Here is a 14,694-nt window from a genome sequence, read left to right on the forward strand (position 1 = left end):
GAGAGAATTGCAATGCCGAGCACGCCAACGCCTGCCCTCCGTCGCTTTCCTCTTCATATCCACATCAGCGTGATGTTCACCCTGCTGATGCTGCTCACCGGGGTCATCCTGGGGATCTACAACTACCGGCAGACCACCCGCATCATCCTGCAAAGCAGCGAAAAGCTCTTCCAGCGCATCGAACAGGATGTGCGCGGCGACCTGAAGTCCACTTACGAACCCATCCGCCATCTGCTGCGCCTGCTGGCCGGGGACCCGGCGACCCAGAGCGGCAACCTGGAGCAACGCCTGGCACTGCTCAGGCCGTTCAGCCAGTCGCTGCAGGACAACCCGAACCTGGCCTCGTTGTACCTGGGGTATGCCAATGGCGATTTCTTCATGGTGCGGCCCCTGCGCGACGCGGCTATCCGCAATCAGCGCCAGGCGCCGCCCAACAGTGCCTACGAAGTCTGGAGCATCGAGCGCGACGCCAACGCCGGACAGATGCACTCACAATCACTGTTCTTCGATTCGCAGCTCTCGATGATCGGCCGCCAGGAGCACCCGCAGGAGGGCTACGACCCTCGCAACCGCGATTGGTTTTCCAACGCCCGCAACGAAACCGAGCAGATCACCACCGAGCCCTATGTCTTCTATTCCACCAACAACGTCGGCACCACCCTGGCCCTGAGCAGCGGCAACCTGGCAGTGATGGGCGCCGACCTGACGCTGGAACAACTGTCCTCGACCCTGGCCAAGCACCGGGTCACCCCCGGCACCGAGATTGCCCTGCTCGACGACCGGGGCAACGTCGTGGCCTATCCCGACAGCGACAAGCTGGTCCTGGAAAAGCACAGCGCACGCCTGATCAAGGCCAATGCCCTGAATCCGGTGTTCGGCGCGCTGCTGCGAGAGCAGGCGGAAAACGGCCACTTGCAGTCCGAGGGGCGCAGCTGGATCGCCGCCAGCAACCGGATCGCCGAGGGCGGGCCGGGCGGCCTGCAACTGGCCTTGCTGGTGCCCGAGGATGAGCTGCTGGCCGATGCCTATCGCTTGCGCTGGCAAGGCGCGCTGATCACCCTGACCATCCTGCTGCTGTGCCTGCCCTTGGGCTGGCTGATCTCGCGGGTGCTGGTGCGACCGCTGCGCGCCCTGGTGCAAGAGGCCGACGCCATCCGCAGTTTCGACTTCAAGGTGCCGATGTCACGCCGCTCGCCGGTGCTGGAAGTGGATCAACTGAGCCTGTCCATGGCCCGGATGAAAGACACCCTGGCGAGCTTTTTCGAGATCAATGCCAGCCTGTCGGCGGAAACCCGCTTCGACCCGCTGCTGCAACGAGTGCTGTCGGAAACCGTCAAGCTGGCCCAGGCCAAGGCCGGCCTGATCTACCTCTCTGAAAGCAAGGGCGCGCGCCTGGAACCCTATGGCCTGATCATCGACGGCGAGCATCAGGATCTACCGCGCTTCAATATCGCCACCAAGGACCTGACCGACCACCGGCTGCCGGACTGGCTGCGCCAACTCACCGACAGCGACACCGTGGTCACCACCCTGGGCTTCGAACAGGCCGGTAGCCTGCAAAGCGTGCTGCTGGCCCTGGACAGTCCCAGCGCCCACTTGCTGGGCCTGCGCTTGCGCAACCGCCATCACGAAATGGTGGGCATGCTCCTGCTGTTTCTGGAGGACAGCGGCACCGAGGCGGACCTGGACAAACTCAGCCCGGATCGGATCGCCTTTATCCAGGCGGTGTCCGCCACCGCCGCGCTGTGCATCGAAAGCCAGCGCCTGCAGAACAAGCAGAAGCAACTGCTGGACGCCTTCATCCAGCTACTGGCCGGCGCCATCGACGCCAAGAGCCCGTACACCGGCGGCCACTGCCAGCGGGTGCCGGCCCTGACCCTGATGCTGGCCGAGGCCGCGGCCGCCAGCCACGACCCGCGATTCGCCGCCTACCAGCCTACCGACGACGAATGGGAAGCCCTGCATATCGCAGCCTGGCTGCACGATTGCGGCAAGGTCACGACCCCGGAATACGTGGTGGACAAGGCCACCAAGCTGGAAACCCTGAACGATCGGATCCATGAAATCCGTACCCGCTTCGAAGTGCTCAAGCGCGATGCCTGGATCGACTACTGGCGGGCCGTGGCCGAAGGGGCGGAAGTCACTGCCCAGGCCGCCAGCCGCGACGAGCGCCTGCGTGCCCTGGACGACGACTTCGCCTTTGTCGCGCGCTGCAACCTGGGGGCCGAGTTCATGGCCGAGGCCGACCAGCAGCGCCTGCAGAATATCGCCCAGCGCACCTGGAGCCGGACCCTGGATGATCGCCTGGGGGTGTCCTGGGAAGAGCTGCGGCGCCAGGAACGCACGCCGGCGCCCAGCCTGCCGGTGCAGGAGCGGCTGCTGGCGGACAAGCCGGAACACCTGTTCGAGCGCAGCGCGGTGGAGATCATGACCGCGGACAATCCCTGGGGCTTCAAGCTCCAGGTGCCGGCCCACAAGTACAACCGCGGCGAGCTGTACAACCTGAGCGTGCCCCGGGGCACGCTGACCGCCGAGGAGCGCTATGTGATCAATCACCACATCGTGCAGACCATCATCATGCTCAACCACCTGCCCTTCCCCAGCCACCTGCAGAACGTGGCGGAGATCGCCGGCGGCCATCACGAGAAGATGGACGGCAGCGGCTACCCCAAGCAGCTCAGGCGCGAACAGATGAGCCTGCCGGCGCGGATGATGGCCATCGCCGATATCTTCGAGGCCCTGACCGCCGCGGACCGCCCCTACAAGAAGGGCAAGACCCTCAGCGAAGCGCTGAACATCATGGCCATGATGTGCCGCGACGCCCACATCGATCCCGAGCTGTTCGAGCTGTTTCTCCAGGAGCAGATCTATCAGCGCTACGCCGAGCGCTTCCTGGTGCCGGAGCAGATCGATGCCGTGGATCGGGACGCGCTGTTGAAAAAGGCAGGGTTGACCGCCTGATGGCGGTCAGCAGTCACTCAGGCGCAGGAAGATCGCCGCCAGTTGCTCGATCCCGGCCTGGTCCGCCGGACTGAAGCGGGCCAGCTTCGGGCTGTCCAGGTCGAGCACGCCGATCAACCGGCCGTCCTTGACCAGGGGCACCACCAGCTCGCTGTTGGACGCGCTGTCACAGGCGATGTGTCCGGCAAAGGCATGCACATCCTCTACCCGCTGAGTCTGCAGGGTGGCCGCGGCAGTGCCGCAGACGCCACGGCCGAAGGGAATCCGCACGCAGGCGATCTGGCCCTGGAACGGACCCAGCACCAGTTCCTGGTTGCGGTTGAGGTAGAAGCCGGCCCAGTTCAGGTCGTCGAGCTGGCTGAACAGGAACGCCGAGAACTGCGCGGCATTGGCGATGAAGTCACGCTCATCGGCCAACAGCGACTCCAGTTGGGCACACAACAGCCCGTAGCCATCCAGACCTTGGCCGGCACTTTGCAAATCGATCATGCTTTTTGCTCCAACAACTGCAAGCCCACCCAATAGCGGGCAAATTGATAGGCACACCGGCCGTTGCGGTTACCCCGGCCCGTGGCCCAGCGTACCGCCAGAATGTCCAGCTCCTCCGTGCGCTGCCAGCTCAAGCCGGCCTTGCGCGCCAGCTCGCCGATCCAGTGTTCCACCACATTGAGAAAGTGTTCCTGAGTGAAGGGATAGAACGACAGCCACAGGCCGAAGCGGTCCGACAGGGCGATCTTGTCCTCCACCGCTTCGCTGGGGTGCAGCTCGCCGTCGACGCGCTTCCAGTTCTCGTTGTCGCTTTCCTTTTCCGGCACCAAGTGCCGGCGGTTCGACGTGGCGTACAGCAATACGTTTTCCGGGGCCTGTTCCAGGGACCCGTCGAGCACGCTCTTGAGCACCCGGTAATCGCCCTCGCCGGCCTCGAACGACAGGTCATCGCAGAACAGCACGAAACGCTGGGGCAGCTTGACCAGTTGCTCCACCACCCGCGGCAGGTCCGCCAGATGATCACGCTCGATCTCGATCAGCCGCAGGCCGCCCTTGGCATGTTCGGCCAGCAAGGCGCGCACCAGGGAGGATTTGCCCGTGCCACGCGAACCCCAGAGCAGGGCATGGTTGGCCGGCAGGCCATCGAGGAATTGCCGGGTGTTGCGCGCCAGTTGCTCGCGCTGCTTGTCGACCCCGATCAGATCGCTCAGGCGCATGTCCAGGCTGACCTCCAGGGGCAGCAGGAAGCCGCTGCGGCCCTCGCGCTGCCAGCGCGCGGCCAGGCACTGGTTCCAGTCGATGTTCTGGCGCAGGGTCGGCAACAGCGGTTCGATCCGGGCCAGCACGGCGTCGGCACGTTCAAGAAATGCATTCAATCGGGCATCCACGGCTTTTCCTCAGGCACGTTCAAGGTAATGATGCGGCACACAGACCAAACGCCGTCCTGATCAAAGGGTCTATCGCCTTGTCAGCTGCTGCCGACCCGACCGGCAACCAAAGATGATCAGCTATGCTTGCGCAGCGAAGGGAAACGAAAGTGGTTCAGCCCCCCATGGATATCAAGTTCACCAACCGCCTGTCCTATAAACAGGCCCGGCTCACCGTGCTGGTGGGGTTCATTCTGGGGACCGCGCTCAGTCTGCTGCAAATCGGCATCGATTATGCCAGTGAAGACGCCTCCATCAATCGTGAAATCCAGTCATTGCTGGAAATCAGCCACAACCCGGCCTCGCGCATTGCCTACAACATCGACGCCGAACTGGCCCAGGAGCTGACCCTGGGCCTGTTGCGCTCCCCGGCGATCATTCGCGCGCAATTGATCGACAACAACAATACCCTGCTGGCCAACGTCGAGCGCCCGCCGCAACAGAGCGGTTACCGGGCCCTGAGCGACTTCCTGTTCGGCGCCGACCGCCAGTTCGAGGACCGCCTGTACCTGAGCCACCTGCCGGAAGAATCCCTGGGCACCCTGCACCTGGACGTGGATACCTATGCCTTCGGCAGTCGCTTCCTGCGCCGCGCCGAAGTCACCCTGATCAACGGTTTTGCCCGCAGCCTGATCCTCACCGGGATTCTCCTGGCCTTGTTCTACGTGATGCTGACCAAGCCGCTGGTGGGGGTGATCCGCGAGCTCAGCAGCCGCGATCCACGCAGCCCGCAACAGACTCCGCTGGAATTCCCCCCGGGCCATGAAAACGATGAAGTCGGGGTGCTGGTCAAGGTCGCCAACCAGCAGTTCGAGATCATGGCCACGGAAATCCAGCAGCGCCGCATTGCCGAGAACCGCCTGACCGAGTACCTCGGGCAACTGGAAAACATCGTCTCGGCGCGTACCACCGAGCTCAAGGCCAGCAACGCCCGGCTCAGCCAGTCCAACGAAGAACTGGAGCTTGCCCGACGCACCGCGCTGGACATGGCCCAGGCCCGCGCCGCCTTCCTGGCCAACATGAGCCACGAGATCCGCACCCCGCTCAACGGCCTGCTGGGGATGATCGCCCTGGCCCTGGACAGCCCTTTGAACCCCGAACAGCGCCAGCAGCTGTCCATCGCCCACGACTCCGGCAAGGTGCTGGTGGAGCTGCTCAACGATATTCTCGACATGTCCAAGTTCGACGCCGGGCAGCTGGAACTGGAGCGCATTCCCTTCGATCTCGGGGTGCTGGTGGAGGACACCGCCAACCTGTTGTCGCAGAACGCCGCGGCCAGCGTGGAACTGGCCTGCCTGATCGCTCCGGACTTTCCGGCCCTGGTGCTGGGGGATCCGATGCGGGTGCGGCAGATCGTCAGCAACCTGCTGTCCAATGCCCTCAAGTTCACTCGCTTCGGCCGGGTCGATGTACGCCTGAGCACGCAGGGTGACGGGGTGCGCATCGAGATCTGCGACACCGGCATCGGCATCGCCCAGGAAGCCCAGGTGAAGATTTTCCAGCCCTATACCCAAGCGGGCGCCGGCATCACCCGCCAGTACGGCGGCACCGGCCTGGGGCTGGCGCTGACCAACAACCTGTGCGAAGCCATGCACGGGCGCCTGACCATCAGTTCGGAAGTCGGTTTCGGCAGCCAGTTCTGCGCCGATCTGCCGCTGCCTTGCCATACGCCTTCGGCCCCGCCGCCGGCCTTGTCCGGAAAGGTCGTGGGCATTACCGATGCCGGTAGCGGCCTGGCCGAACTGCTCGACTCCCTGTTGCCGACCTGGGGCCTGGACTACCGGCGCTACGACATCGAGGCCTCGCTGGCCGGGATCAATCCCGACCTGCTGATCACCGATTGCCCGGAATGCCTGTTTGGCCTGCGCCCGGCCATCACCGCGCCGATCCTGCTGGTGACCGCCTATGGCAGCTTCCTGCCCAGCGAGGAGGCCAGCGCCCTGGCGCCACTGCAGCAACAGGCCCGTCCCCTGGCGCGCAATGCCTTGTATCAGACCCTGCGCCGCTCATTGCTGGCGGAAACCATCACCCTCAACGACGCCCAGTTGAACATGCCGACGCAGCGGCGTCGGGCCGACATTTTGCTGGTGGAAGACAACCCGGTGAACCAACTGGTGGCCAAGGGCATGCTGAGCAAACTCGGCTGCGCGGTGACCGTGGCCGCCCACGGTGCCGAAGCCCTCAACCAACTGGAGCACAACCGCTTCGATCTGGTGCTGATGGATTGCAACATGCCGGTCATGGACGGTTACGAGGCCAGCCGGCAGATCCGTCGCAGCGGACGCTGGCCGGACCTGCCGATCATTGCCCTGACCGCCAACGCCATGCCCGAGGAGCGTGAACGCTGTCGGGCCGCGGGCATGAGCGACTACCTGGCCAAGCCATTTCGCCGCGAGGAACTGATCGCCCTGCTGGACCAGTGGGTGCCGACTACGACAAGGCTCTGATCTGCTGCAGCAGGTGATCGAGGCCGTCGCGCAAGGGATCAAGGTTGTCGAGATCGACGCCGCTGTCGCACAACAGCGCCGCCTTGAGCGGCGGCACCTGATCCCGCAGAGCCAGTCCGGCTTCGCTCAGGCTCAGGTGCACTTCCCGTTCATCGCGCCCGGAACGTTGGCGCTGCACCAACTGCAGTTGCTGCAAACGCTTGAGCAGCGGGGTCAGGGTTCCGGAGTCGAGCAACAGACGCTCCCCCAGGGCTTTGACGGTCGGCTGCGGCACAGGCGTCGCCTGCCACTCCCACAGCACCAGCATCACCAGGTACTGCGGGTAGGTCAGGCCGAGGCGGTCGAGCATCGGCTTGTAACCACGCACCACCGCCCGCGAGGCGGCGTACAGCTTGAAGCACAGCTGGCGGTCGAGCTGGAGGGAGGCATCCACGGGCAGGTCGTTCATTTGAGCAGGGCTTCGATCTCGCGGGTCAGGTCCTGGGGCTTGGTCGCCGGAGCGAAGCGCTTGACCAGCTTGCCGTCCCGACCGATCAGGAACTTGGTGAAGTTCCACTTGATGCCCTGGGAACCGAGGACACCGGGCGCGCGCTTCTTCAACTGGACGAACAGCGGGTGGGCCGCGGCGCCATTGACGTCGATCTTCTTGAACAGCGGGAAGCTGACGCCATAGTTCAGCTCGCAGAACTCGGAAATCGCCCCTTCGTCACCCGGCTCCTGCTTGCCGAACTGGTTGCAGGGAAAACCCAGCACCACCAGGCCCTGGTCCTTGTAGGTCTGCCACAGCTGCTCAAGCCCCTTGTACTGAGGGGTGAAGCCACATTTGCTGGCGGTGTTGACCACCAGCACGGCCTTGCCGGCGAAGTCCGCCAGGGTCTTGTGTTCGCCCTTGATGGTGGTGCAGGGAATAGTCAGCAGCGAGTCGGTCATGGCAGCAATTCCACTCAGGATAAGAGTCGGTAAAAATAGCGCCCAATTAAATTGTGTGCAATTTAATTGATAAAAAGGCGACCCAAGAGTCGCCTTGTGCCCTAGCGCGGCGAGAGATCCAGACACACCGAGTTGATGCAGTAACGCAGGCCGGTGGGTGGCGGACCGTCCGGAAAGACGTGGCCCAGGTGGGCATCGCACTTGGCACAGACCACTTCGGTGCGGATCATGCCGTGGCTCATGTCCCGGATCTCGACCATGGCGCTGTCGGCGATCGGCTCGTAGAAACTGGGCCAGCCGCAGCCGGAGTCGAATTTGGCCCGGGAGTCGAACAGCGGCTCGTTGCAGCAGATGCAGTGATAGACGCCATCGGTCTTGGTGGCGTTGTACTTGCCCGAGAACGGGCGTTCGGTGCCTTTGAGCCGGCAGACGTTGTACTGCTCCGGATCGAGCATCGCCCGCCACTCTTCCAGGGTTTTTTCCAGCTTTTCCATGGTCCTTCCTCTGCAACGGAAAAAGCCCGATCTGTGTCTTTTCCACGGATCGGGCGGCACGTATGATTGCGCCTCGTCAGACGCCAGTCTGGCAGCCGCGTTACACCCATTCAAACGGATTTTGCCGCAGCCGGTGCGGGCTACAGGCCGGTGTGACACGGCAGGATTCCCAGTACGGTAGTTCATCCTCCGCCTGGATCGTTCATTTTCGGGAACACATCGCCATGCAGGTCAGCAAATCGAACAAGCTCGCCAACGTCTGTTATGACATTCGCGGCCCAGTGCTCAAGCACGCCAAGCGTCTGGAAGAGGAAGGCCATCGCATCCTCAAGCTGAACATCGGCAACCCGGCGCCCTTTGGTTTCGAAGCGCCGGACGAGATTCTCCAGGACGTGATCCGCAACCTGCCCACCGCCCAGGGCTACAGCGATTCCAAGGGCCTGTTCAGTGCGCGCAAGGCGGTGATGCAGTACTACCAGCAAAAGCAGGTGGAAGGCATCGGCATTGAAGACATCTACCTGGGCAACGGTGTTTCCGAGCTGATCGTGATGGCCATGCAGGCCCTGCTCAACAACGGCGACGAAGTGCTGGTGCCAGCCCCGGACTATCCGCTGTGGACCGCCGCGGTGAGCCTCGCCGGCGGCAACCCGGTGCACTACCTGTGCGACGAGCAGGCCAACTGGTGGCCGGACCTGGCCGACATCAAGGCCAAGATCACCCCGAACACCAAGGCCCTGGTGATCATCAACCCGAACAACCCCACCGGCGCCGTGTACCCCAAGGAAGTGCTGCTGGGCATGCTGGAACTGGCCCGCCAGCACAACCTGGTGGTGTTCTCGGACGAGATCTACGACAAGATCCTCTACGACGACGCCGTGCACATCTGCACCGCCTCCCTGGCACCGGACTTGCTGTGCCTGACCTTCAACGGCCTGTCCAAGTCCTACCGCGTAGCCGGTTTCCGTTCCGGCTGGGTGGCGATTTCCGGTCCCAAGCAACATGCCCTGAGCTATATCGAAGGCATCGACATGCTGGCCAACATGCGCCTGTGCGCCAACGTGCCCAGCCAGCACGCGATCCAGACCGCCCTGGGCGGCTACCAGAGCATCAACGACCTGGTGCTGCCGCCGGGCCGCCTGCTGGAACAGCGCAACCGCACCTGGGAGCTGCTCAACGACATTCCCGGGGTCAGCTGCGTGAAACCCATGGGCGCGCTGTATGCCTTTCCCCGGATCGACCCGAAAGTCTGCCCGATCCATAACGACGAGAAGTTCGTTCTCGACCTGCTGCTTTCGGAAAAACTCCTGGTGGTCCAGGGCACCGCCTTCAACTGGCCTTGGCCGGATCACTTCCGCGTGGTCACCCTGCCGCGGGTGGATGACCTGGAACAGGCCATTGGTCGGATCGGAAGTTTCCTCAAGTCCTACCGTCAGTAATCCGAATCACGCAGTGCGATCCTTACCCGGTCGCACTGCGATTAATTCAGCAACACATCTTCACTGCCCTGCACCACGCCCCTTCTATAAGCTTGCACTTTCCGCCCGGCCCATGGTCACAAACCCTGCACCGCAGCCGGTTGATTGCCCCTTCCGACAATCGCTCGCGCCGCGTCAATGCAAGCGCCTAACACTGGGGCTAGACGACACAGTTTGAAATAGAAGCCGTATTGAATAGGCCGTTGCCGCACCTTATATACCCCGCAGTACGCTACATCTTTAGCTTGAGGAGATTTCTACAACCATGATGCGAATCCTGCTGTTTTTGGCCACTAACCTTGCGGTCGTGCTGATTGCCAGCATCACCCTGAGCCTTTTCGGCTTCAACGGGTTCATGGCGGCCAATGGGGTTGATCTCAACCTCAATCAGCTGCTGATTTTCTGTGCCGTCTTTGGTTTTGCCGGTTCGCTGTTCTCGCTGTTCATCTCCAAGTGGATGGCGAAGATGAGCACCAGCACGCAGATCATCACTCAACCGCGCACCCGCCATGAGCAATGGTTGTTGCAAACCGTTGAGCAACTGTCCCGCGAAGCCGGGATCAAGATGCCCGAAGTGGGTATTTTCCCGGCCTACGAGGCCAACGCCTTCGCTACCGGCTGGAACAAGAACGACGCCCTGGTAGCGGTCAGCCAGGGCCTGCTGGAGCGTTTCTCGCCCGATGAAGTGAAAGCCGTGCTGGCCCACGAGATCGGTCACGTTGCCAACGGCGACATGGTGACCCTGGCGCTGATCCAGGGCGTGGTGAACACCTTCGTGATGTTCTTCGCGCGGATCATCGGCAACTTCGTCGACAAGGTGATCTTCAAGAACGAAGAAGGCCAGGGCATTGCCTACTACGTGGCGACCATCTTCGCCGAGCTGGTCCTGGGCTTCCTGGCCAGCGCCATCGTCATGTGGTTCTCGCGCAAGCGTGAATACCGTGCCGACGAAGCCGGTGCCCGCCTTGCCGGCACCAACGCCATGATCGGCGCCCTGCAGCGCCTGCGTTCGGAACAGGGCCTGCCGGTGCATATGCCCGACACCCTGAACGCCTTCGGCATCAATGGCGGCATCAAACAGGGCCTGGCTCGCATGTTCATGAGCCACCCGCCGCTGGAAGAGCGTATCGACGCCCTGCGTCGTCGCGGCTGATCCGCTGCAAGGCCATACCCAAAAGGGCGACGCGAGTCGCCCTTTTGCATGGCCGCCAATAAAGCCTATTCACGGACACCTTGCTTGTTCAGGCGATAGACCCGCTCCACCAGCCGGGTCACGCCACCCTGGAGAAACTTCCAGCTCTCTCCCAGAATGTCGCGCTCCGTTTCGACCTGCAGCTGCCAGACATCCCCCAGGCGCTGTCGAACCTCATCGTCGAGCACCGCGAATGGCGGCCCGTCCAGTTGCTCCTGGGCGTAGTCCATGGTTATCAGCAGCCCCTGGCTGCCCTCCGGCAACAGGCCATTGAGGTGGGCGGTGTAGCGCTGCCGCATCGGCGGGGGCAAGGCAATCATGGCCGCACGGTCGTACAGGGCTGTGCAACCAGCCGTGTCCTCGGCAGTCAGGGCAAAGAAATCGCCGCACCAGAGCTGGATCGGACCCTGGGCATAGACCTTGAACTCCCCGTGCTGACTGATCTGAGGCTGCAACTGATGCTCACGGAAGAAATCCTCCACCGCCTTTTCCGCCAGCTCGATGCCCAGCACCTCGAAGCCCTGGTCGGCCAGCCAGATCAGGTCCAGGCTCTTGCCGCACAACGGCACCAGCACACGGGTTTGTGCTGCCAGCCCCAGAGCCGGCCAGTACTGCTGCAGGTAGGGGTTGACCTCTGCCAGGTGAAAGCCGATCTGATCCCGCTCCCAACGCTTGTGCCAAAAGTCCGCTTGCATGAGAAGTCCTTAAAATTCGATCAAAAAGCGCTAAAACTTATATTAGATTTAGATCAATGATCTGATTGAAGATGGCGCATCTTAACCTTCAGGACCTTCCTCATGCTCCCCAGCCTGTTTATCTCCCATGGTTCTCCCATGCTGGCCCTGGAACCCGGTGCCAGTGGTCCCGCCCTGGCCAACCTGGCGGCACAGCTGCCACGCCCCAAGGCGATCCTGGTGGTTTCAGCCCATTGGGAAAGCCAGGATCTGCGGGTCAGCGCCCACCCTCATCCGGAAACCTGGCATGACTTCGGCGGCTTCCCCGCCGCCTTGTTTGCCGTGCAATACCCGGCTCCCGGCGATCCTGAACTGGCGGCACAAGTGGTGGAGCTGCTCAAGGCCGACGGCCTGCCGGCGCAGCTGGACAACCAGCGCCCCTTCGACCACGGCGCCTGGGTGCCGCTGTCGCTGATGTACCCGCAAGCGGACATCCCGGTGATCCAGCTATCGCTGCCCAGTCGCCTGGGCCCGGCCCTGCAGACCCGCGTCGGCCACGCCCTGGCAGGCCTGCGGCAACAGGGCGTGTTGCTGATCGGCTCCGGCAGCATCACCCACAACCTGCGGGAACTGGACTGGCACGCCGGCCCGGAAAGTGTCGAACCCTGGGCCAAGGCCTTTCGTGACTGGATGATCGAAAAACTGGCGGCCAATGATGAAGCGGCCCTGCATGATTACCGGCAGCAGGCACCGCATGCCGTGCGCAGCCATCCCAGCGATGAACACCTGCTGCCGCTGTACTTCGCCCGAGGTGCCGGTGGCGAATTCAGCGTGGCCCACCAGGGCTTCACCCTGGGCGCGCTGGGCATGGACATCTACCGCTTTGGCTGAGGCCTCAGCGCCAAGGCTGCTACACCGCCGCGCAGCAGCCGGCTTGCCGGCGAACAGTCCCGGCCCGAACTCCAGGCAAAAAAAATCCCCGAACCAGTCGGGGATTTTTTATGCCTGATCAATCAGCCCGGGGGCGGATCAATCTTCGCGGTAGCGACGCAGTTTCAGCTGCTTGCCAGCCACGCGAGTGTCCTTGAGCTTGGTCAGCAGACGGTCAAGACCGTCTTCCGGCAGCTCGACCAGACTGAAGCTGTCACGCACCTGGATGCGACCGATGGCTTCACGGGCCAGGCCACCTTCGTTGAGGATCGCGCCCAAGAGGTTCTTGGCAGCGATACCGTCACGGGCACCCAGCGCGGTACGGCAGCGAGCACGGCCTTCGCCCAGAGGCATTGGCGCGCGACGCTCACGATCACCACGATCAGGACGATCGCCGGAACGCTCAGGACGATCACCACGTGGCGCGCTGTTGGGCACCAGTGGACGCTCTTTCTCGATGGCTGCCAGGTTCAGCGCCTGACCGTTGGTGGCCTTGCGCAGCAGGGCCGCGGCCAGAGCACGCGGGCTGCAACCGATGTCGGCGGTCAGACGATCCAGCAGCTCGCCGTGGGTCGCTTCGGCATCGGCCACCAGTGGCGACAGGCTGTTGGTCAGCTTCTTGATGCGGGCATCAAGAACGGCCTGGGCGTCCGGCAGGCGAACTTCGGCAACCTTCTGACCGGTCACACGCTCGATCACTTGCAGCATGCGGCGCTCACGCGGAGTCACCAGCAGCAGCGCACGACCTTCGCGACCGGCACGGCCGGTACGGCCGATACGGTGCACGTAGGATTCCGGGTCGTACGGCATGTCCACGTTGAATACGTGGGTGATGCGCGGTACGTCCAGACCACGAGCGGCGACGTCGGTGGCCACAACGATGTCCAGACGACCATCCTTGAGGGAGTCGATCACGCGCTCACGCTGGTTCTGGGCAATGTCACCGTTCAGCGCAGCGGCCTTGTAGCCTTTGGCTTCCAGGGCACTGGCCAGGTCCAGGGTCGCTTGCTTGGTGCGCACGAACATGATCAGGGCGTCGAAGTCTTCAACTTCCAGCAGGCTCAGAACAGCAGAGGTCTTCTGGTCAGCGTGAACCAGCAGGTGAGCCTGCTCGATCGCGGTGACGGTCTGGGTCTTGCTCTGGATCTTGACGTGTTTCGGGTCTTTCAGGTGACGCTCGGCAATGGCCCGGATCGACTGCGGCAGGGTGGCCGAAAACAGTACGGTCTGGCGGGACTCAGGCATGGCCTTGAAGATGACTTCCAGGTCATCCATGAAGCCCAGCTTGAGCATTTCGTCGGCTTCGTCGAGAACCAGGTGGTTCACGGTGGCCAACACTTTTTCGTCGCGACGCAGGTGGTCGCACAGACGGCCCGGTGTGGCGACAACGATCTGTGCGCCATTCCGGATTGCTTTCAATTGTGGGCCCATCGGCGCACCGCCGTAGACGGCCACAACAGTCACGCCCGGCATCTGCTTGGCGTAGGTTTCGAAAGCGGTTGCAACTTGCAGCGCCAACTCACGGGTTGGGGCCAGGATCAGAGCTTGCGGCTCGCGCTTGGACGGATCAATGCGGTGCAGGATAGGCAGGGCAAAGGCAGCGGTTTTACCGGTACCGGTTTGCGCCTGGCCAATCATATCGTGCCCGGCAAGGATGATCGGGATCGACTGCTGCTGAATAGCCGAAGGCTCTTCATAGCCGGTAGCGACTACTGCAGCAACAATATTGGGATGAAGTTCAAGAGCGGCGAAGCCGCCGATTTCCTGGGTCATGGGTCTGCCTCTAAGTGCATCCGCAAAGACCCATGCTCCAAAGCTGCGCATGCCGTGTAAGACTCAAGAGTCACCCTGGCAGCTTTGTCGGCGGGGATTTGCGAAAACGATTGGATGAATGGATCGTCAAGGATAGTCCGCGCAGCGGACAAGCAGCCGAAGCTGACTTCGGGGAATTGCATTACCTAAACGTGGCCCGGCTAAAGGCCGGCGCGCACTATACCGGAATTACTCAAAAAAGGGAGTTTTTTTTATCGGAAAAGTCCGCTCAACGCCCGATGGTCACGGGCTTTGCGCAGACTCGAAGGGCGCGCTATTTTGCTTGGGCCCGCCGCTGTTGGTCGTCACCGCTAAAACGATTCACCCTGGTGCTTGAAAGCCGTCTCGCCCATTCCCTCTAACC

Annotated in this window: 12 protein-coding genes and 1 pseudogene; 6 read left to right on the forward strand and 7 right to left on the reverse strand. The window is 62.7% G+C overall.

Annotated elements, in window-relative coordinates; all coding sequences use genetic code 11:
• The first annotated feature begins 12 nt into the window (after nt 1–12).
• Entirely contained in the window at nt 13–2,961 is a 2,949-nt protein-coding gene (locus POS17_RS21255) for an HD domain-containing phosphohydrolase (protein ID WP_060840403.1), read from the forward strand.
• A 6-nt stretch (nt 2,962–2,967) separates the two neighbouring features.
• Here the strand turns inward: POS17_RS21255 and POS17_RS21260 are convergent, their stop codons facing one another.
• Both POS17_RS21260 and POS17_RS21265 read right to left on the reverse strand, forming a co-directional pair.
• Complete coding sequence (locus POS17_RS21260; protein ID WP_016965076.1) at nt 2,968–3,450, reverse strand: GAF domain-containing protein; 483 nt, start codon at nt 3,448–3,450, stop codon at nt 2,968–2,970.
• A complete protein-coding gene (locus tag POS17_RS21265) occupies nt 3,447–4,337 on the reverse strand; it encodes an ATP-binding protein (protein WP_060840404.1) in 891 nt (296 codons plus the stop codon). The genes POS17_RS21260 and POS17_RS21265 overlap by 4 nt, the downstream gene beginning before the upstream one ends.
• A gap of 164 nt (nt 4,338–4,501) precedes the next feature.
• Here POS17_RS21265 and POS17_RS21270 point away from each other — a divergent pair, with 164 nt between their 5' ends.
• Nucleotides 4,502–6,823 (forward strand): hybrid sensor histidine kinase/response regulator, encoded by a 2,322-nt coding sequence (locus POS17_RS21270; RefSeq protein ID WP_060840405.1) that lies wholly within the window; start codon nt 4,502–4,504, stop codon nt 6,821–6,823.
• Here the strand turns inward: POS17_RS21270 and POS17_RS21275 are convergent.
• From POS17_RS21275 to msrB, 3 genes are all read right to left on the reverse strand, one after another.
• Nucleotides 6,807–7,271: a MarR family winged helix-turn-helix transcriptional regulator gene (locus tag POS17_RS21275; protein ID WP_060840406.1), complete on the reverse strand. Its 465-nt coding sequence runs from the start codon at nt 7,269–7,271 to the stop codon at nt 6,807–6,809. The two genes, POS17_RS21270 and POS17_RS21275, sit on opposite strands and share 17 nt — an antisense overlap.
• Nucleotides 7,268–7,753, reverse strand: coding sequence for a glutathione peroxidase (locus POS17_RS21280; protein ID WP_060840407.1), 486 nt, complete (start codon nt 7,751–7,753; stop codon nt 7,268–7,270). Before POS17_RS21280 ends, POS17_RS21275 begins: the two co-directional genes overlap by 4 nt.
• 101 nt (nt 7,754–7,854) lie before the next feature.
• Nucleotides 7,855–8,247: a peptide-methionine (R)-S-oxide reductase MsrB gene (gene msrB / locus POS17_RS21285; protein ID WP_060840408.1), complete on the reverse strand. Its 393-nt coding sequence runs from the start codon at nt 8,245–8,247 to the stop codon at nt 7,855–7,857.
• Nucleotides 8,248–8,471: 224 nt separating this feature from the next.
• Between msrB and POS17_RS21290 the strand changes: the two genes are divergently transcribed.
• Complete coding sequence (locus POS17_RS21290) at nt 8,472–9,683, forward strand: pyridoxal phosphate-dependent aminotransferase (RefSeq protein ID WP_016965070.1); 1,212 nt, start codon at nt 8,472–8,474, stop codon at nt 9,681–9,683.
• Nucleotides 9,684–9,987: 304 nt separating this feature from the next.
• Nucleotides 9,988–10,875, forward strand: a complete 888-nt coding sequence (htpX, locus tag POS17_RS21295) for a protease HtpX (RefSeq protein ID WP_016965069.1) — start codon at nt 9,988–9,990, stop codon at nt 10,873–10,875.
• Between the two features lie 65 nt (nt 10,876–10,940).
• Here htpX and POS17_RS21300 read toward each other — a convergent pair whose 3' ends face one another.
• Nucleotides 10,941–11,609: a thiopurine S-methyltransferase gene (locus POS17_RS21300; protein WP_060840409.1), complete on the reverse strand. Its 669-nt coding sequence runs from the start codon at nt 11,607–11,609 to the stop codon at nt 10,941–10,943.
• Between the two features lie 102 nt (nt 11,610–11,711).
• On the opposite strand from POS17_RS21300, the gene POS17_RS21305 reads away from it, so the two are divergent.
• On the forward strand, nt 11,712–12,479 hold the full coding sequence (locus tag POS17_RS21305; protein WP_060840410.1) for a DODA-type extradiol aromatic ring-opening family dioxygenase: 768 nt from the start codon (nt 11,712–11,714) through the stop codon (nt 12,477–12,479).
• Between the two features lie 138 nt (nt 12,480–12,617).
• Here the strand turns inward: POS17_RS21305 and POS17_RS21310 are convergent.
• Nucleotides 12,618–14,325, reverse strand: a pseudogene (locus POS17_RS21310) (DEAD/DEAH box helicase).
• Between the two features lie 76 nt (nt 14,326–14,401).
• Here POS17_RS21310 and POS17_RS32205 point away from each other — a divergent pair.
• The gene (locus POS17_RS32205; protein WP_164990744.1) at nt 14,402–14,692 is read left to right on the forward strand and encodes a hypothetical protein; all 291 of its coding nucleotides are present in this window, start codon (nt 14,402–14,404) and stop codon (nt 14,690–14,692) included.
• The last annotated feature ends 2 nt before the right edge of the window (nt 14,693–14,694 follow it).

This window comes from Pseudomonas sp. Os17 (assembly GCF_001547895.1).
Taxonomy (GTDB): Bacteria; Pseudomonadota; Gammaproteobacteria; order Pseudomonadales; family Pseudomonadaceae; genus Aquipseudomonas.